The sequence below is a fragment of the Streptomyces actuosus genome (genome assembly GCF_016921115.1).
GTDB classification, from domain to species: Bacteria; Actinomycetota; Actinomycetes; order Streptomycetales; family Streptomycetaceae; genus Streptomyces; species Streptomyces actuosus_A.
Map to the genome: position 1 here is coordinate 312,724 of NZ_JAFFZS010000005.1, position 17,693 is coordinate 330,416.

General features: G+C 72.4%; 17 protein-coding genes. 9 read left to right on the plus strand and 8 right to left on the minus strand.

Annotation, left to right across the window (positions count from 1 at the left end; all coding sequences use genetic code 11):
* Nucleotides 1–66: 66 nt before the first annotated feature.
* Complete coding sequence (locus JS756_RS09880; RefSeq protein ID WP_205382633.1) at nt 67–756, minus strand: hypothetical protein; 690 nt, start codon at nt 754–756, stop codon at nt 67–69.
* A gap of 135 nt (nt 757–891) precedes the next feature.
* On the opposite strand from JS756_RS09880, the gene JS756_RS09885 reads away from it, so the two are divergent.
* The 6 genes from JS756_RS09885 to JS756_RS09910 all read left to right on the plus strand — a co-directional run bounded on the left by JS756_RS09885 (nt 892) and on the right by JS756_RS09910 (nt 5,851).
* On the plus strand, nt 892–1,890 hold the full coding sequence (locus tag JS756_RS09885) for a helix-turn-helix domain-containing protein (RefSeq protein WP_205382634.1): 999 nt from the start codon (nt 892–894) through the stop codon (nt 1,888–1,890).
* Nucleotides 1,887–2,357, plus strand: a complete 471-nt coding sequence (locus tag JS756_RS09890; RefSeq protein ID WP_205382635.1) for a hypothetical protein — start codon at nt 1,887–1,889, stop codon at nt 2,355–2,357. The genes JS756_RS09885 and JS756_RS09890 overlap by 4 nt, the downstream gene beginning before the upstream one ends.
* Nucleotides 2,358–2,445: 88 nt before the next feature.
* Nucleotides 2,446–3,822, plus strand: coding sequence for a hypothetical protein (locus JS756_RS09895; protein ID WP_205382636.1), 1,377 nt, complete (start codon nt 2,446–2,448; stop codon nt 3,820–3,822).
* Nucleotides 3,819–4,409 carry a hypothetical protein gene (locus JS756_RS09900; RefSeq protein ID WP_205382637.1) on the plus strand — a complete coding sequence of 197 codons (591 nt, stop codon included), beginning with the start codon at nt 3,819–3,821 and terminating at the stop codon, nt 4,407–4,409. Before JS756_RS09895 ends, JS756_RS09900 begins: the two co-directional genes overlap by 4 nt.
* A 12-nt stretch (nt 4,410–4,421) precedes the next feature.
* Nucleotides 4,422–5,174, plus strand: a complete 753-nt coding sequence (locus JS756_RS09905; RefSeq protein ID WP_205382638.1) for an ABC transporter ATP-binding protein — start codon at nt 4,422–4,424, stop codon at nt 5,172–5,174.
* A 2-nt stretch (nt 5,175–5,176) separates the two neighbouring features.
* The gene (locus JS756_RS09910; protein ID WP_307790481.1) at nt 5,177–5,851 is read left to right on the plus strand and encodes a hypothetical protein; all 675 of its coding nucleotides are present in this window, start codon (nt 5,177–5,179) and stop codon (nt 5,849–5,851) included.
* A 54-nt stretch (nt 5,852–5,905) separates the two neighbouring features.
* Here JS756_RS09910 and JS756_RS09915 read toward each other — a convergent pair whose 3' ends face one another.
* The 3 genes from JS756_RS09915 to deoC are packed head-to-tail and all read right to left on the minus strand — an operon-like array spanning nt 5,906 to nt 9,256.
* Nucleotides 5,906–6,832: an aldehyde dehydrogenase family protein gene (locus JS756_RS09915; RefSeq protein ID WP_205382640.1), complete on the minus strand. Its 927-nt coding sequence runs from the start codon at nt 6,830–6,832 to the stop codon at nt 5,906–5,908.
* Complete coding sequence (locus tag JS756_RS09920; protein WP_205382660.1) at nt 6,825–8,270, minus strand: aldehyde dehydrogenase family protein; 1,446 nt, start codon at nt 8,268–8,270, stop codon at nt 6,825–6,827. Before JS756_RS09920 ends, JS756_RS09915 begins: the two co-directional genes overlap by 8 nt.
* Before the next feature lie 23 nt (nt 8,271–8,293).
* Nucleotides 8,294–9,256, minus strand: coding sequence for a deoxyribose-phosphate aldolase (gene deoC, locus JS756_RS09925; RefSeq protein ID WP_205382661.1), 963 nt, complete (start codon nt 9,254–9,256; stop codon nt 8,294–8,296).
* 204 nt (nt 9,257–9,460) lie between these two features.
* Between deoC and JS756_RS09930 the strand changes: the two genes are divergently transcribed.
* On the plus strand, nt 9,461–10,156 hold the full coding sequence (locus JS756_RS09930; RefSeq protein ID WP_205382641.1) for a PH domain-containing protein: 696 nt from the start codon (nt 9,461–9,463) through the stop codon (nt 10,154–10,156).
* Nucleotides 10,157–10,591: 435 nt separating this feature from the next.
* Here the strand turns inward: JS756_RS09930 and JS756_RS09935 are convergent, their stop codons facing one another.
* The 3 genes from JS756_RS09935 to JS756_RS09945 form a co-directional block, all read right to left on the minus strand.
* On the minus strand, nt 10,592–12,223 hold the full coding sequence (locus tag JS756_RS09935; RefSeq protein WP_205382642.1) for a phospho-sugar mutase: 1,632 nt from the start codon (nt 12,221–12,223) through the stop codon (nt 10,592–10,594).
* A gap of 221 nt (nt 12,224–12,444) precedes the next feature.
* Nucleotides 12,445–13,269: a purine-nucleoside phosphorylase gene (locus tag JS756_RS09940; protein ID WP_205382643.1), complete on the minus strand. Its 825-nt coding sequence runs from the start codon at nt 13,267–13,269 to the stop codon at nt 12,445–12,447.
* 195 nt (nt 13,270–13,464) lie between these two features.
* Nucleotides 13,465–13,902: a gamma-glutamylcyclotransferase family protein gene (locus JS756_RS09945; protein WP_205382644.1), complete on the minus strand. Its 438-nt coding sequence runs from the start codon at nt 13,900–13,902 to the stop codon at nt 13,465–13,467.
* Nucleotides 13,903–13,987: 85 nt separating this feature from the next.
* Between JS756_RS09945 and JS756_RS09950 the strand changes: the two genes are divergently transcribed.
* Together JS756_RS09950 and JS756_RS09955 are read left to right on the plus strand one after the other, a co-directional pair.
* A complete protein-coding gene (locus JS756_RS09950; RefSeq protein WP_205382645.1) occupies nt 13,988–15,436 on the plus strand; it encodes an NAD(P)H-quinone dehydrogenase in 1,449 nt (482 codons plus the stop codon).
* A gap of 189 nt (nt 15,437–15,625) precedes the next feature.
* Entirely contained in the window at nt 15,626–16,588 is a 963-nt protein-coding gene (locus JS756_RS09955; RefSeq protein WP_205382646.1) for a DeoR/GlpR family DNA-binding transcription regulator, read from the plus strand.
* Nucleotides 16,589–17,172: 584 nt separating this feature from the next.
* On the opposite strand, the gene JS756_RS09960 is transcribed toward JS756_RS09955, so the two are convergent.
* The coding region (locus tag JS756_RS09960) for an acyl-CoA carboxylase biotin carboxyl carrier protein subunit (protein ID WP_205382647.1) at nt 17,173–17,693 on the minus strand (521 nt) is incomplete at its 5' end.

Below are 17,693 nucleotides of genomic sequence, written 5' to 3' on the forward strand. Positions count from 1 at the left end.
GCCGTGCCGACGCCCCCGCCCCGGCTCGTGCCTCACGTCCGGCGGACCGCGGTTGTCCTGAAGCTGTCAGGAAGCGCAGGACGTCCGTTCCTGAGGCGTCATCGCGCGAGAGCGCGCGATGATGGCGCCATTGCCGGTGGGCGCGGTGAAGGTGCTGTTCTCGATCACGAAGTAGCGGTACTCCTTCTTGCTCTTCCTCGTGGGTCTGAACGGCGTCATGAAGTCCAGCTTCAGGCTCCCGGTGGCGGTACCCATCTCCGCGGCCCTGCCGAACCAGCCCACGGTGCAGGCCGGGACCGGCAGACTGTCCGTCTGCGAGACGGTGCTCGACCGCGTCCAGGTCTTCGTGTACGTGGCGGTCACCCCGATCTCCGCCGCCTTCCAGATGCTGGACTTGGCCGAGGAGCCGACCGCGAAGCTGTCCGAGCTCGTCACCGTGTCCGACCAGCCCAGCGTGTGGGTGACCGTTGTGGAGCCGTAGTTGAAGACACGGTCACCGACCGGGTGCTCGGGCCCGGCGGAGGTCTGATACTGCGTCGGGGTGTACGTCATGATGCACGTGGGCGGCAGATTCGGCGTCTGGGGCCGCACCGGGTCGGCCAGAAGGTCGCACACCTCCAGCAACTTCGCCGCCAGCGGATCGCCGGCGTCCAGAGTCAGGGTGCGGTGCTTGGCCGCGGAGGCCGGCGAGGCGGTGAGCGCCAGCACTCCGGCCACGATTCCCGCCAGCATTGATGTACGTCGAACTAATGGCATGCGTATGTCTCCCTCTCGGGCGCAAGGACTACCGGGAAGAGCGACCTGTCGCAGGCCCGCGGCGGGCGGCGAGGTGTCGCTCACCGATCATCCTCGGGCAGGACCGCCTCGGTGCGTGAGTGCTAGAACAGGCGCATGTCGCAAGAATCCTTCCATGTCGCTTCGACGCGCCGCCTGCACCGTGTGGCAGTGATCGTGGACGGGAACACCAATCCCTTCGAACTCGGCTGCGCCACCGAACTGTTCGGCCTGCCGAGGCCCGAACTCGCGCGTGACCTCTATGACTTCACCGTGTGCGCGGCACACGACCGCACGGTCATGCGCGACCGCTTCTTCACCCTCACCGAGGCGGCGGACCTCGAAGCCGCCGACACCGCCGACACCCTGATCATTCCGAGCAGGCCCGACGTCGGCCGGCCCCGTCACCCGGCCGTACTCGACGTCATACGCCGCGCCCACGCCCGAGGCGCGCGGCTGGTCTCCTTCTGCACCGGCGCGTTCGCCCTGGCCCAGGCCGGCGTCCTCGACGGGCGCCGGGCGACCACGCACTGGCAGTGCGCAGAACTCCTCCGCTCCGGCTACCCCGGTGTCCGCGTCGAACCGGACGTCCTCTTCGTCGACGACGGCGACATCCTCACCTCGGCGGGCAGCGCCGCCGCCCTCGACCTCGGCCTGCACGTCATCCGGCGCGACCACGGCGCGGAGACCGCCAACACGATCAGCCGCCGCCTCGTCTTCCCCGCCCACCGGGACGGCGGACAGAAACAGTTCATCGAACGTCCCATGCCCGACCTGCCCGACGAATCCCTGGCCCCCCTCCTGGCCTGGGCCCAGGAACGGCTCGACACGCCGCTCACCGTCGCGGCGCTGGCCGCCGAAGCGGCGGTCAGCACCACCACGCTCCACCGCCGGTTCCGCACGCAGCTGGGCACCACGCCCCTCGCGTGGCTGACCGCGGAACGCGTCACGCTCGCCCGCCGGCTCCTCGAACGCGGAGACACCCGCATCGACGCCGTCGCCCGCCGCAGCGGACTGGGCACCGCGGCCAACTTCCGCACACTGCTGCGCCGCGAGACGGGACTCACCCCCTCGGCCTACCGGCAGCGCTTCGGACCGGAGACGGAACCTGCGTGACGGCCCCTGCGCCGACTGCGGGACTCGGACGCCCTCGGCCGTTCAACGCCGGCGAGGAGGGACAGTTCCAGCTGTACGGCAGCCCGGAGCCGGGCCGGATGCCGCCGCGGAACTTCACCAGCCACCTCTCCGGGTGGGCGCCCGGGTCGAAGGAGTCGCGTCACTGGGCGGACAACGACTACACCGAGATCAAGTTCACCGGCTGCTCCATGGTGGGCACCACCGGCCGCTCGGTCGGCGTGAAGCTGTGGCAGGCCATCCCCTTCGCCCGCGACAAGGACATGGGGATGAAGACGTTCACCAACTGCTTCAAGGGGTCGACGAAGACCTCCCGGGGCGAGTGGAGCGCGCACTACACCGGCGGTGACAACCGGTACTTCACCATTCCCGCGCTGAACGGCTCCATCTACACCAAGGCCAACCTGAACGTGAAGAAGGTGTACGTGGACACCACGAAGGCCGACTGAGCGTCTTGGTTCACGCAACGTCGTTGAGGCCGGGAAGCGTCGCACGGACGCTTCCCGGCCCCGTCCTGTTCGAGAGCGGTGTCGTCTGTTGAACCTTCGAGCCCGTCTGCGCACCACCTCGGCGGTGTGGACCGCACCCGTCTGGGTCGGCATCGTCGTCTTCTACTTCTTCCACGCCCTGCATCTCGAAGACCCCTACGAGGAGGTTGTCGGGGGCCCCCTGTGGGCGCCGGACCAGGTGGCCCAGTCCCTCTTCTACTTCTATCCCTTCGCCTACGCCCTCACATGCGGTCTCGCCGTCTGGGAAGGAGGGCGGCTGAGGCGCGACGGAGTGTGGGACCTGGCTCCGGGACGCAGTCGCAACAGGGTCGCCGCCCACACCCTCGCCCCCGTGGTGGCCGCGGGCTGGCTCATCCTCGGCCTGCCGGTGGCGATGCGCCTGATCGAGACCCGCCTCCTGCCCACTCCGGCGGCTCTCGCACCGCTGCTGCTCGGTATGGGGCTGGTCGTCGCATGGGCGGTCATCGGTTGCGCCCTCGGGCACCTCACCCCGCGGCTGATCTCCGCTCCCTTGTCCGCCGTCGTGGTCTATTACCTGATCGTGGAGACGGGACAGGTGGAACCGGTGTGGCTGCGCCACGTGTCCGGCGCGCCGGACACGGTCCCGGACTTCGGTGAGCAGTACAAGGCGCTCACCCTGCTCGTCCCGTTCCTGTTCACCGCGTCCGCGGCCGCGTCCTTGGCGGTGTGGTGGCTGCCCGCGACCCGCGCCGTTCAGCGCCGCGTCCGTAGTGCGACGGGGATCGGCGCCGTCGTGGTGATGGTCCTGTGCGCGCACGCCGCCTCCGGGTGGGGCTACGGCGACGGGCCGATCAGCGCGGGCCACGCCGCCGCCCGGTGCACCGGCACCGCCCCCCGGGTGTGTGTGGCCGAGACCGGTGGCGCCGGTGATCGGCTCGAGCAGGTGCGCAACGAGATCGTCCGCTCCCTCGGCGCACTGCGGCAGGCCGGGGTGAATGTCACCATGCCGGAGACGGTCTCGGACAATCTGCTCAACGGGCGCCGCAAGAAGGCCTCGACCCGCTCCACCTGGTGGCTGCCGCTGTCGCAGCAGGCAGGGAAGAACGGCCCCGGCATGATCGCCGTCCGATACGGCGTCCTGCTCAGCTCGGTGCGGTTCCCCTGCGCCTTCCCCACCTCGTTCGAGGACGGTCGGTCGGCCGCCTGGGTCGTCAACCACGATGCCGCGCTGCTGTGGGCCGCGACGGTCGTCGACGCCGATGAGCCGTATGTGGCATGGCGGCGTGGTGAGTACGGCGGCACCTTCCAGAACCCCGACCAGGTCCTGGCCAAGGTGGAGCAACGAGCCCGCGACGCCCGCAAGCTGCCGGCGGCGCAGCAGACAGCCTGGTTCCACGCGGAACAGGCCAAGGCCTGCCGCCTCGTACAGGAGGCCACCCGGTGACCCTGTGGCTCAAGGTCCGCCGTGTCCAGGCCGTGCTGGCCCCCGCACTCGCCGTGTTCGCGCTGATCGTCGCGGTGGCGCACGACCAGTACATCCAACTGCCCAGCCTGCTGGCCGCGGGCGGAAACCGGGTGTTCCTCATGCAGATGACACCCCTGATCATCACGTCCACACTCGCCCACAGCCTCGCTCAGGGAGTGCCCGACATCGAGGCGACCGCGCGGCGCGACGTGCGTGCCCTGGACACGGCCCTCGTGCTGGCCGTCGTCGTGGTCGCCTTGCTGGCGAGCCTGCTCGTCGGAGCCCTCGCGGACTCCCAGGAGGCGACCGCGGCGGGCCGCAACACCCTGTTCCTCGCCGGGCTCATGCTGCTGGCCCGCACGGTGCAGGAGCAGGCCGCCTCCGTCGTCCCCGTGGGGTGGGTGTTCGCGGTCATGTTCGTCGGTTACCGCGACATCGATCGCCCGTGGCCCTGGGCCGTCACGCTGCACCCCGTCGGCCACCTGCCCACGCTCGGGTTCTGTCTGTTCGTCCTCGCCGCCGGACTCACGGTCCACGCACGCGCTCGTCGCACCCGCCGCACCTGAAAGGACCCGCCCGTGTCCATACAGCTCGACAACGTCACGTTCGGCTACAAACGCGCCGACCCGCCGATCCTCAGGGACCTCTGCTACACCGTGCCCGACGGATTCACCGTGCTCCTGGGACCCAACGGCGCCGGCAAGTCCACCCTGCTGAAGCTGGCCGGTGGCCTTCACCAGCCCCGGTCGGGAACCGTCCGCATGGGCCCCCTGGCCTCCCGCGACTCCTCCTACCTGAAGAAGGTGGCGTGGATGCCGCAGACCATCACCCCCATGACCGGACTGACCGCCTGGGAACAAGTCGCGTACACCGGCTGGCTCAAGGGGATGAACAAGGCCGACGCCTGGGACGCCGCGCTCACGGCGCTCGGCCGGGTCGGGATGGCGGACCGGGCCGACGTCAGGGTGAAGCAGCTCTCGGGCGGCCAACTCCGCCGAGTCGGTGTGGCCTCCGCTCTGGTGCACGGGGCCGACGTACTCCTTCTCGACGAGCCGACCGCCGGCATGGACCCCACCCAACGGCGGGTGTTCCGGGATCTGATCGTCGGCCTCGCCACGGCTGATGTCCGGGTGCTGATGTCGACCCACGACGTCGCCGACCTCGCGGAGGAGGCCGACCACGTGACCGTCCTGCACGACGGGCGGATCGCCTTCACCGGCCCCACGTGCGACTTCCTCGCCCACGCCGTGGAGGGAACCCCCGAGTCACGCCGCGCCGAGACCGCCTACGCCATGGTCTCCTCGACCGCCTCCGCCCGGGGGGTGAGGTGACCGTGCGCCTTCCGTTCGGTGGCCCGGGGGCGAGCCGGCCGGTCTCCGCCTGTCTGGCCGTCGCGGGGATCGTCGCGGGCGTCCTCGTCGGCAGGACCGGTCTGGACACGGTGGTCGGGTGCGGGGCCGCAGGGGACTACTACCCCTCCCAGACAGCGGAGGACTGGATCACCTACGCCGACCACGTCCTCGTGGCCACCGCGACACGGGAACAGGACATCCACCGGCGCGACTTCACGAAAGGACCGATCCGCTACCAGACCGACCGGGCGGTCACCTTCCGCGTCGACGACGTGCTCTGGTCGGCCAGGAAACCCCGGCATCCGATGGGCCGGTCCTTCGACATGACGGCGCCCGGCCGGCAGGTCTCCCGGGGGACGGGCGAGCGCATCAAGAGGACGGCGACGGACGCTCCCCGGCTGGAGAGCGGCCACACCTACGTGCTCGCCCTGCGCTGGACCGGCGAGGAGTGGATCGTGCTGGGCGAGGGCGCCGCCGTCCCGTTCGACGACCGCACGGGCGACCAGGGCGAGTGGTGCGGGCGCGTGCTGAGCAAGGAGGACGTGGCATCGGGCGAGCGCTTCTCCCGCTCGGACGACCACAGCCTGGAGAAGGCGCTGCTCGGCCGGAACGAACAAGCGGTCACCCGCGAACTGGACCGCGCCGGCCGGAGTTGACCGCGCCGCCCCCCGGGCGGAGGGCGGCGCGGTTCTCGGCTCGTGCCGGAGGGGTCAGTACGACGAGCCCGACGCGCCCAGGGAGCCTGTCGGGTGCCACACCGTCTTGGTCTCCAGGAACGCCGTCATGCGGTCGATGCCCGGCACGGCCGTCCAGTCGGCCGCGCCGTCCACAGCCTGTGGACGCAGGACGCGCTTGAGGTTGTCCGCCGCGGCGATCTCCAGTTCCTTCGCCAGCGCCTCGTCGGCACCCGCGAGGTCGATCGCGTTGACGTCCTGGTGGGAGGCGAGGGGCGCGGCGATCTCCGCCGTCCGCCCGGAGAGGACGTTCACCACGCCGCCGGGCAGGTCGGAGGTGGCCAGGACCTCGCCCAGGGACAGGGCGGGCAGCGGGGCGCGCTCGGACGCCACCACCACGGCCGTGTTGCCCGTCGCGATCACCGGGGCGATCACCGACACCAGGCCCAGGAACGACGACTCCTGCGGGGCCAGGACCGCGACCACGCCCGTCGGCTCGGGGGAGGACAGGTTGAAGAAGGGGCCCGCGACCGGGTTCCCGCCGCCGACCACCTGGGCGATCTTGTCGGTCCAGCCCGCGTACCAGACCCAGCGGTCGACGGCGGCGTCCACCACGGCCGCGGCCTTCGACTTCGACAGGCCCTCCGCCTCCGCGACCTCCCGCACGAACTGGCCCCGGCGGCCCTCCAGCATCTCGGCGATCCGGTACAGGATCTGGCCCCTGTTGTACGCCGTCGCGCCCGACCAGGCCGAGAAGGCCTTGCGGGCGGCCACGACCGCGTCGCGGGCGTCCTTGCGGGAGGAGAGCGGGGCGTTCGCCAGCCAGTCGCCCTTGGAGTCGGTCACTTCGTACACCCGGCCGCTTTCGGAACGGGGGAACTTGCCCCCGACGTACAGCTTGTAGGTCTTGAAGACGGAAAGACGCCGCGCGGCGGAGCCGCTGTTGGACACGTCGTTAGACATCGAGGTACGCCTCCAGGCCGTGTCGGCCGCCCTCGCGACCGAAGCCCGACTCCTTGTAGCCGCCGAACGGCGAGGTCGGGTCGAACTTGTTGAACGTGTTGGACCAGACGACGCCGGCGCGCAGCTTGTTCGCGACGGCGAGGATCCGCGAGCCCTTCTCGGTCCAGATGCCCGCCGACAGGCCGTACGGAGTGTTGTTGGCCTTCGCGACCGCCTCGTCCGGGGTCCGGAACGTCAGCACCGACAGGACCGGGCCGAAGATCTCGTCGCGGGCGATCCGGTGCGCCTGGGTGACACCCGTGAACAGCGTCGGGGCGAACCAGTAGCCGTTCTCGGGGAGCTCGCAGGAGGGGGACCAGCGCTCGGCGCCCTCCGCCTCGCCCTGGTCGGCGAGCGCGGTGATCCGCGCCAGCTGCTCGGCCGAGTTGATCGCGCCGACGTCGGTGTTCTTGTCGAGCGGGTCGCCCACGCGCAGGGTCGACAGCCGGCGCTTGAGGGAGTCCAGGAGCTCGTCCTGGATCGACTCCTGGACCAGCAGGCGGCTGCCCGCGCAGCACACCTGGCCCTGGTTGAAGAAGATGCCGTTGACGATCCCCTCCACCGCCTGGTCGATCGGGGCGTCGTCGAAGACGATGTTGGCGCCCTTGCCGCCCAGTTCGAGGGTGAGCTTCTTGCGGGTGCCCGCGACCGTGCGGGCGATCTCCTTGCCGACCCCGGTGGAGCCGGTGAAGGCGACCTTGTTCACGTCCGGGTGCGCCACGACCGCGGCACCCGCGTCGCCGTAGCCCGGGAGGATGTTGACGACGCCCTTCGGCAGGCCCGCCTGGCGGCAGATGTCCGCGAAGAACAGCGCGGACAGCGGGGTCGTCTCGGCCGGCTTGAGGACCACCGTGTTGCCCGTCGCCAGCGCCGGGGCGATCTTCCACGCCAGCATCAGCAGCGGGAAGTTCCACGGGATGACCTGGCCGGCGACGCCCAGCGGCCTGGGGTCGGCGCCGAAGCCCGCGTGACCGAGCTTGTCGGCCCAGCCCGCGTAGTAGAAGAAGTGCGCGGCGACCAGTGGGAGGTCCGCGTCGCGGGTCTCCTTGATGGGCTTGCCGTTGTCGAGGGTCTCCAGGACGGCGAGCTCGCGGGAGCGCTCCTGGACGATCCGGGCGATGCGGAACAGGTACTTGGCGCGCTCGGAGCCCGGCAGCGCCGACCACTTCTCGAACGCCTTGCGGGCGGCCCTGACGGCCCGGTCCACGTCCTCGGCGCCGGCCTGCGCGACCTCGGAGAGGACCTCCTCGGTCGACGGGCTGACCGTCTTGAAGACCTTGCCGTCGGCCGCGTCCGTGAACTCGCCGTCGACGAAGAGGCCGTAGGAGGGGGCGATGTCGACGACCGAGCGGGACTCGGGCGCCGGGGCGTACTCGAATGCGGAGGACCGCTTGTCCATGGTCTTGTCCGTGGTCATGGTGATCAGTCCACCGTCACGTAGTCGGGGCCGGAGTAGCGGCCGGTGGCCAGCTTCTGACGCTGCATCAGCAGGTCGTTCAGGAGCGAGGAGGCGCCGAAGCGGAACCAGTGGTTGTCCAGCCAGTCCTCGCCGACGGTCTCGTTGACCAGGACGAGGAACTTGATCGCGTCCTTGCTGGTGCGGATGCCGCCGGCGGGCTTCACGCCGACCTGGACGCCGGTCTGCGCGCGGAAGTCGCGCACCGCCTCCAGCATCAGCAGGGTGTTGGCGGGCGTGGCGTTGACGGCGACCTTGCCGGTGGAGGTCTTGATGAAGTCGGCACCGGCGAGCATGCCCAGCCAGGAGGCGCGGCGGATGTTGTCGTACGTCGACAGCTCGCCCGTCTCGAAGATGACCTTCAGACGGGCCGAGGTGCCGCAGGCCTCCCGGACGGCGACGATCTCGTCGTACACCTTCAGGTAGTGGCCCGCGAGGAAGGCGCCCCGGTCGATGACCATGTCGATCTCGTCGGCGCCTGCGGCGACGGCGTCCCGCACGTCCGCGAGCTTCACGTCGAGCGCGGCGCGGCCCGCGGGGAAGGCGGTGGCGACCGAGGCGACCTTCACGCCGGAACCGGCGACGGCCTCCTTGGCGACGGCCACCATGTCCGGATAGACGCAGACGGCGGCCGTGCTGGGCGTGGTGCGGTCGGTGGGGTCGGGGTGGACCGCCTTGGCGCCGAGCGCCCGGACCTTGCCCGGGGTGTCCGCGCCTTCCAGCGTCGTCAGGTCGACCATCGAGATGGCGAGGTCGATGGCGTACGCCTTGGCGGTCGTCTTGATGGAGCGGGTGCCGAGCGAGGCGGCGCGTGCCTCCAGGCCGACCGCGTCGACGCCGGGCAGCCCGTGGAGGAAGCGGCGCAGCGTGCCGTCGGACGCGGCGACGTCCGAGAGAGCGTGGGCTGCGGTGGGTGCGTTGGTGGGCATGGTCACCAGACGAGCATATCTACGCGCGTAGCGGCTGTACACCCCCGGGTGCTCGTCTTCCGGGCACGGCTCGGGCGAGGGGCCTCGAAGCGAGCCCCCGTGGACCCCGCAGGCCCCTCGCGGGGTCCACGGGCAGACGGCCCCGTGCGGCCGGGGGTCGCCCGCCTGCGTGCGCCGGGAGCGTCGTCGTGCACAATCGGGGCCATGACCACCCCGGAGCACCCGTCACCGGCGCCGCAGCCGTCGCCACCCGCGTCCCCGGACCGGATCTACCGGTCCCCCCTGGGCATCGTCGGCGGTGTCCTGCTGCTCGGCATCGTCTGCTGGCTCGGCGTCGACGCGATCGTCGTCGGGCACGGCAACACCCCGTGGCTGGCGCTCGCCCTGCTGATCCTCGCCCTGCCGGCGATCGCCGCCTTCACCCTGCGGCCCGCCGTGTTCGCCAACGACCACCGGCTGCGCGTCCGCAACCCGCTGCGGGTCGTCGCGCTGCCCTGGGGCCAGGTCGAGATGCTGCGCTCCGGCTTCACCAACGAGGTCACCAGCTCCTCCGGGACCACGTACCAGCTCTGGGCCGTGCCCGTGTCCCTCCGGGCCCGCAAGCAGGCGGCCCGCCGGCAGGCGCGGATCGAGTCCGACCAGCGGCGCGGCGGCAAGCGCCGCGGCGGCGGGCTGTTCGGTCCGACGCCGGTGTCCGTGCCCGGCGGCCCCGAGGCGGAGGCGGAGGGGCCCGTACGGGCCGAGGGCGACCGGATCATGGACGAGCTGAAGGACCTGCACGAGGCACGGGCGAAGGCCGCGACGTCGCAGGGCGAGGTGACCGTGCGCTGGGCCTACGAGGTCATCGCCCCGGTCGCCGTCGGCGTCCTGCTGCTGGTGATCGCGCTGGCCGTGGGCTGACCGCGGCGCCCCCCGGAGGGGCCCGCCGGCCCGCGTCCGGGTGCGGGGCGGTGAGGGGCCGCGGCCGGGTGCCCCGTGCCCCGGGCACGCACCCGCACCGTCCCGCCACGGGTGGGAGCCGCGTACGGCCGGGCTCCGCCGGATGGCGGGCGTGCGGCCCGAGGCGGCTCACGTCGGGCCGCCGGACGGCGCGAGGCGCACACGCGTCCCGCCCGGGGGACGCCCGCCGGGCGGAGACGCGGGGGAGCGGACGGGAACCGCTGCCCGGCACGGCGAGGCCGCGCCGAGCCCGGAGGACCGCATCCCCGTCCACCACCCGCCGTCCGCGCCCGCCGGCCCGTGACGCGCGGCTGCCGGGTGCGGGGTGCCGACGCGGAACGGCCGGCGGGGTGCCACCGGGTGGGGCACCCCGCCGGCCGTGCGGCGGGGGGTGGATCAGAGGCCGGCCGCGGCCGACAGGTCGCTCTTGAGCAGCGCCAGGGTCTGCGCCGCACGGGACCGGGCCTCCGGCAGGCCGGCGTGGTCCGCGACCGGGACGACGACCTCCAGGTAGCACTTGAGCTTCGGCTCGGTGCCGCTCGGGCGGACGATGACCCGGGCGCCGTCGAGGGCGTACCGCAGACCGTCGGTGGGCGGCAGCTCGTCCGTGCCCCGGCTGAGGTCCTCGGCGCGCCGGACCGGCAGGCCGGCCAGCAGGTTCGGCGGCTGCTCGCGCAGGCGGCGCATGGCGTCGGCGATCACCGACAGGTCCTTCACCCGCACCGAGAGCTGGTCGGTGGCGTGCAGGCCGTGCTCGACGGCGAGGTCGTCCAGCAGGTCCAGGAGGGTGCGGCCCTCCTCCTTCAGCTCCGACGCCAGCTCGGTGATCAGCAGCGCCGCCGTGATGCCGTCCTTGTCGCGCACACCCTCGGGGTCGACGCAGTAGCCGAGGGCCTCCTCGTAGCCGTAGCGCAGCCCGTCGACACGGGCGATCCACTTGAAGCCGGTGAGGGTCTCCTCGTAGGGCAGCCCCGCCTTCGCGGCGATCCGGCCCAGCAGCGAGGAGGACACGATGGACTCGGCGAACGTGCCGCTCACGCCCCGGCGGACCAGGTGCTCGGCGAGCAGCGCGCCGACCTCGTCGCCGCGCAGCATGCGCCAGGCGCCGCCGTCGCGGACGGCCACGGCGCAGCGGTCGGCGTCCGGGTCGTTGGCGATCACCAGGTCGGGGTCGGTCGTGCCGGCCTGCGCGAACGCCAGGTCCATGGCACCCGGCTCCTCCGGGTTGGGGAAGGCGACCGTCGGGAACTCCGGGTCGGGCTCGGCCTGCTCGGCGACGAGCACCGGCTGCGGGAAGCCTGCGCGGGCGAACGCGGCCAGCAGGACGTCCTTGCCGACCCCGTGCATGGCCGTGTACACCGTGCGGGCGCCGCGGGGGGACCCGGCGGCGAGCACCGCGTCCGTGCGGGCCAGATAGGCGTCCAGGACGCTGTCGTCCAGGGTCTCCCAGCCCTCCGCGGGGCGGGGCACGGACGTCAGGGACGGTACGGCGGCGATCTCGGCCGCGATCCCGGCGTCCGCCGGGGGCACGATCTGGGAACCGTCGCCGAGGTAGACCTTGTAGCCGTTGTCGCGGGGCGGGTTGTGGCTGGCGGTGACCTCCACACCGGCCACCGCGCCCAGGTGCCGTATGGCGAAGGCCAGGACCGGGGTGGGCAGGGGGCGCGGCAGGACCGCGGCGCGCAGCCCGGCGCCGACCATCACCGCGGCCGTGTCCCGGGCGAAGTCGGCCGACTTGTGGCGGGCGTCGTAGCCGATGACGACCAGCCCGCCCTCCCGGCCGTTCTTCCGCAGGTACGACGCGAGGCCCGCGGCCGCCCGGATGACGACGGCGCGGTTCATGCGCATCGGCCCGGCGCCCAGCTCGCCGCGCAGCCCGGCGGTGCCGAACTGGAGCGTGCCGGAGAAGCGGGCGGCCAGCTCCGCGGTGTCCGCGGCGTCGATCAGCCGGGCGAGTTCGTCGCGGGTGTCCGGGTCGGGGTCCTCGGCCAGCCACGCCTTGGCCCGGGCGATGACATCGTCGTGCACGGTGGGGTCAACCTCTCGTGTCGTCGGTGGGCGGACGGACCGCCGGTTCCGGGGAGTGTCTTCGAATGTCACGTCGGATCGGGCCGCGGCGTTCGGCGCCGAGCAGCGCGGGCGGAGGAGCGCCCCCGTACTCGGGTACCTGGCGTCGGTGGACGACTCCGGCAACGCGGCGAGGCGCGGTGCCGGGCGTCGCGGGCCCGGTGGGACATTCGACACACGCCCTACAGCCGCTCCAGGACCTGGGCCAGCAGCGAGCCCATGCGGGCGGCGCTGTCGCGGCCGGCCTGGAGGACCTCCTCGTGGTTCAGGGGCTCGCCCGTCATGCCGGCGGCGAGGTTGGTGACCAGGGAGATGCCGAGCACCTCGGCGCCGGCCTCGCGAGCCGCGATGGCCTCCAGCACCGTCGACATGCCGACGAGGTCCGCGCCGATGACGCGGGCCATGCGGATCTCGGCCGGGGTCTCGTAGTGCGGGCCGGGGAACTGGGCGTAGACGCCCTCCTCCAGCGAGGGGTCGACCTCCTTGCACAGGGCGCGCAGGCGCGGCGAGTACAGGTCGGTGAGGTCGACGAAGTTCGCGCCGACGATCGGCGAGGTCGCCGTGAGATTGATGTGGTCGCTGATCAGGACCGGCTGGCCGGGGCGCATGCCCTCGCGCAGGCCACCGCAGCCGTTGGTGAGCACGATGGTCTTGCAGCCCGCGGCCACCGCGGTGCGCACGCCGTGCGCGACGGCGGCGACGCCGCGGCCCTCGTAGTAGTGGGTGCGGCCCAGGAAGACCAGCGCGCGCCGGTCACCGATGCGGTACGAGCGGATCTTGCCGCCGTGGCCCTCCACGGCGGGCGGCGGGAAGCCGGGCAGCTCCGTGACCGGGAACTCGGCCTCGGCGGTGCCCAGGGCGTCCACGGCCGGCGCCCAGCCGGAGCCCATCACGAGGGCGACGTCGTGGGTCTCGGCGCCCGTCAGCGCGCGAAGGCGCGCGGCGGCGGCGTCGGCGGCGGCGTGGGGGTCGCCCTGGATGTCGTCCGGAAGAAGAGATGCGTTCACGTCGACGAGGGTAGCCGCTCCCGGCCTACGCGCGTAGATGACAGAGCTCACGGGAACGGGATCGTTGTCTTGTCGTTTCCGACGAAATCCCGTGAAAGGGGGGAGGCCGGACGTACCGGCCGGCGCCCGGATCCCCTGCCCCGGGCCCGGCGGGGACACCCGCCCGGCCTTCTCCCGGTCGCCTCCCGGGCCCGGTCAGCACGGACGTTTGCGCAGCTCCATCACGTAGTCGTGGGGCGCACCCGCCGACTCCGCCGCGTCGGCGACCTCCCCGAGGTACCGGGCGGAGGGCAGTCCGCCCTCGTAGGCGTTGAGGACGTAGGTCCACGCCCCCTCCTCGCCGTCCAGCGTGTGCACCCGCAGCCGCGTCCGCCGGTAGATGTGCAGACCGACGCCCTCCCAGCGGTCGAGGGCCTCCTCGTCCATCGGGGCGACGTCGTAGAGCGCCACGAAGACCTGCGAGGCGGGGTCCTCCACGATGGTGGCCAGCGCACCCTCCCAGCCCAGGTGCTCGCCGCCGAAGGTGAGCCGCCAGCCGTTCAGCCAGCCGGTGGCGCGCAGCGGCGAATGGGGGGCGCGGCGGGACATCAGCCGCGCGTCGAGGTTGCCGGCGTACGCGGCGTAGAGCGACATGGACGGAAGGGTACGGCAGCCGACCGTGCGTCACTCCGGTAACAGGCGGCCCCCGGGGCTGTAGCACGTTGAAGGGTGCGGGACAATGGAGTACGTGACTCGGATCGTGATCATCGGTGGCGGACCCGGCGGATACGAAGCGGCGCTGGTCGCCGCTCAGCTCGGCGCGGAGGTGACCGTCGTCGACTCCGACGGTCTGGGCGGAGCGTCGGTACTGACCGACTGCGTGCCGTCGAAGACTCTCATCGCCACGGCCGAGGTGATGACCACCTTCGACTCGTCGTACGAAGAGCTGGGCATCATCGTCGCCGACGACACCCCGCCCCTGGAGCAGGCGGCCCGGGTGGTCGGCGTCGACCTCGGCAAGGTCAACCGACGGGTGAAGCGGCTCGCGCTCGCCCAGTCGCACGACATCACCGCCTCCGTCACGCGCGCGGGGGCGCGGGTCATGCGCGGACGCGGCCGGCTGGAAGGCATGCAGTCCCTCGACGGATCCCGCAAGGTCGTGGTCACCGTCGCGGACGGCAGCGAGGAGACCCTGGTCGCCGACGCCGTGCTGATCGCCACCGGCGGCCACCCGCGCGAGCTGCCCGACGCCCAGCCGGACGGCGAGCGCATCCTCAACTGGACCCAGGTCTACGACCTCACCGAGCTGCCCGAGGAACTCGTCGTCGTCGGCTCCGGTGTCACCGGTGCCGAGTTCGCCGGCGCCTACCAGGCGCTCGGGTCGCGGGTCACCCTGGTCTCCTCGCGCGACCGCGTGCTGCCGGGCGAGGACCCCGACGCCGCCGCCGTCCTGGAGGACGTCTTCCGCCGCCGCGGCATGAACGTGATGGCCCGCTCCCGTGCCGCCGCCGCCAAGCGGGTCGGCGACCGGGTGGAGGTCGCCCTGGCCGACGGCCGCGTCATCTCCGGCACCCACTGCCTCATGGCGGTCGGCGCCGTCCCGAACAGCGCGGGGCTCGGCCTGGAGGAGGCCGGCGTCAAGCTGCGCGAGTCGGGCCACATCTGGACCGACAAGGTCTCGCGGACGACCGCGCCCGGCGTGTACGCCGCCGGAGACGTGACCGGCGTCTTCGCGCTCGCGTCCGTCGCCGCGATGCAGGGGCGCATCGCCATGTACCACTTCCTCGGCGACGCGGTGGCCCCGCTCAACCTCAAGACGGTCTCCTCCAACGTCTTCACCGACCCCGAGATCGCCACCGTCGGCTACACACAGGCCGACGTGGACGCGGGCAAGATCGACGCCCGTGCGGTGAAGCTGCCGCTGCTGCGCAACCCGCGCGCCAAGATGCAGGGCATCCGGGACGGCTTCGTCAAGATCTTCTGCCGTCCGGGCACCGGGATCGTCGTCGGCGGTGTCGTGGTCGCACCGCGCGCCTCGGAACTGATCCACCCCATCTCGATCGCGGTCGACAACAATCTGACGGTCGAGCAGATCGCGAACGCGTTCACCGTCTACCCCTCCCTTTCGGGGTCGATCGCCGAAGTGGCCCGGCAGCTGCACACCCGCAAGGCGACCGGCGAGGTCTGACGCGCGCAACCGACTCCCCGCTGGTCAAAGGGAGTTGCGGGCCGTGCGCGGGCCGTGTGTCGGCCCGGCGGACGGCACGGGCGGCGGGTACAGGTTCCTATACCACCTCCCGTCGCCCGGTGCGAACAACTTCTGTTATTCGGCGCATACTGCTGAAACCAGACGGTCGCCCGCGTTACTGTCAGTTTCGTGTTCGCTGCAGAACGTCGCCAATTGATCCTCGAAATGGTGCGAGCGAACGGTGCCGTGTCGCTCCGTGAGCTCGCCCGCGTCGTCCAGACCTCCGAAGTGACCGTACGGCGGGACGTGCGTGCACTGGAGGCAGAAGGACTCCTCGACCGCCGGCACGGCGGTGCGGTACTGCCGGGCGGGTTCACGCGGGAGTCCGGCTTTCCGCAGAAATCCCATCTCGCGACCGCCGAGAAGACGGCCATCGCCGATCTCGCCGCGGGCTTCGTCGAAGAGGGCGAGGCCATCGTGGTCGGTGCGGGTACCACCACCCAGGAACTCGCCCGCCGGCTGGCCCGGGTGCCCGGTCTGACCGTCGTCACCAACTCCCTGCTCGTGGCGCAGGCCCTCGCCCACGCCAACCGCGTGGAGGTGGTGATGACCGGCGGTACCCTGCGGGGCTCCAACTACGCGCTGGTCGGAAGCGGTGCGGAGCAGTCCCTCCAGGGGCTGCGGGTCTCCCGCGCCTTCCTGTCCGGGAGCGGGCTGACCGCCGAACGCGGCCTGTCCACCTCCAACATGCTCTCGGCCTCCGTCGACCGGGCCCTCGTGCAGGCCGCCGCCGAGGTCGTCGTCCTCGCCGACCACACCAAGCTCGGCTCGGACACCATGTTCCAGACCGTGCCGACGGACGTCATCACCCGCCTCGTCACCGACGAGCCGCCCGCCCACGACGACCGCGCCGCCACCGAACTCCAGGCCCTCGCAGATCAGGGGGTGCAGATCGCCGTGGCCGGGGCGAGCGGCAACCAGGGGGGTGACGACGTCCCGGCGCGCCGGGCGCAGCGCCGGGACATGCCGCTGCCCTCTCCGCGCCGCGGACAGGTCCCCGGCACGGGCCCCGGCCTGCGCGCCGCGACCGTTCTCGGCGAGCAGGCGCCGGTTCCCGAACGGACCCGCGTGGCCGACCTCAGGCGGCGCTGACCGCGCCGGCCCGGGCCCGCAGGGCCCGCGGATCGGCCTCGCCCGCCCTGCCCCGCCCGCCGTGCGCCCGCCCTCCGGCAGCGCCTCGTCGGACCCGCACGCCGCTCCCCGGCGCCCCGAGCGCCGTCCGCCCGGACCGCAGACCCGGACCGTGCGGCGTGGGCCGTCGGGCAGACCACAGGACCCTCACGCAGCCGGTGGTCCGCGTCGCGGCCCGGCAGTCGGACGCCGTGTCCGTCTCCTCTTCGGGCGGGACGCCCCGTCGGACGGAGATCCCGGTTGTGGTGGGGGCGGCCTCGGTGGCGGGGAGCGGCCTGGGTTGCGGGGAGCGGCCTCGGTGGCGGGGAGCGGCGGAGAGGACCTCAGGGCTCCGCTGGAGGTGTCGCGGTGTGGTGTCCGTCGGCCGTGGGGCCGTCGTGACTGGTCGCGCAGTTCCTCGCGCCCCTTGGAGCGCTGCCGAAGCGGCGTGGACGGAGACCTCGGCTGCGACGGGAGGCTCCGCTGGGGAACCGTGGCAGAGACGAAGAGGCGCCCGGTGGGCCGCGTGTGCGGTCCGCCGGGCGCCTCTCACGGGCGGTGCGGCGTCAGTCCTTGATCTCGCAGATCGCGGCGCCGGAGGTCAGGGACGCGCCGATCTCGGCGGTCAGGCCCTTGATGGTGCCGGACTTGTGGGCGTTGAGGGGCTGTTCCATCTTCATGGCCTCCAGGACGACGACGAGGTCGCCCTCCTTGACCTCCTGGCCCTCCTCGACGGCGACCTTGACGATGGTGCCCTGCATCGGGGAGGCCAGGGTGTCGCCGGAGGCGACGGGACCCGACTTCTTCGCCGCGCGGCGCTTGGGCTTGGCGCCCGCAGCCAACCCGGTCCGGGCCAGGCTCATGCCCAGGCTGGCCGGCAGGGACACCTCCAGCCGCTTGCCGCCGACCTCGACCACGACCGTCTCACGGCCGGTGTCCTCCTCCGCCTCGGCGGCGTCCGCGGGGGCGGCGAAGGGGGTGATGTCGTTGACGAACTCGGTCTCGATCCAGCGGGTGTGGACCGTGAAGGGCTCGTCCGAGCCGGTGAGTTCGGGTGCGAAGGCGGGGTCGGTGACCACGGTGCGGT

Bases quoted from the DNA above. Each gene is read 5' to 3' on its own strand.
- JS756_RS09880 (WP_205382633.1), bottom strand. From the start codon at position 756: ATGCCATTAGTTCGACGTACATCAATGCTGGCGGGAATCGTGGCCGGA.
- JS756_RS09885 (WP_205382634.1), top strand. From the start codon at position 892: ATGTCGCAAGAATCCTTCCATGTCGCTTCGACGCGCCGCCTGCACCGT.
- JS756_RS09915 (WP_205382640.1), bottom strand. From the start codon at position 6,832: ATGTCTAACGACGTGTCCAACAGCGGCTCCGCCGCGCGGCGTCTTTCC.
- JS756_RS09920 (WP_205382660.1), bottom strand. From the start codon at position 8,270: ATGGACAAGCGGTCCTCCGCATTCGAGTACGCCCCGGCGCCCGAGTCC.
- deoC (WP_205382661.1), bottom strand. From the start codon at position 9,256: ATGCCCACCAACGCACCCACCGCAGCCCACGCTCTCTCGGACGTCGCC.
- JS756_RS09930 (WP_205382641.1), top strand. From the start codon at position 9,461: ATGACCACCCCGGAGCACCCGTCACCGGCGCCGCAGCCGTCGCCACCC.
- JS756_RS09945 (WP_205382644.1), bottom strand. From the start codon at position 13,902: ATGTCGCTCTACGCCGCGTACGCCGGCAACCTCGACGCGCGGCTGATG.
- JS756_RS09950 (WP_205382645.1), top strand. From the start codon at position 13,988: ATGGAGTACGTGACTCGGATCGTGATCATCGGTGGCGGACCCGGCGGA.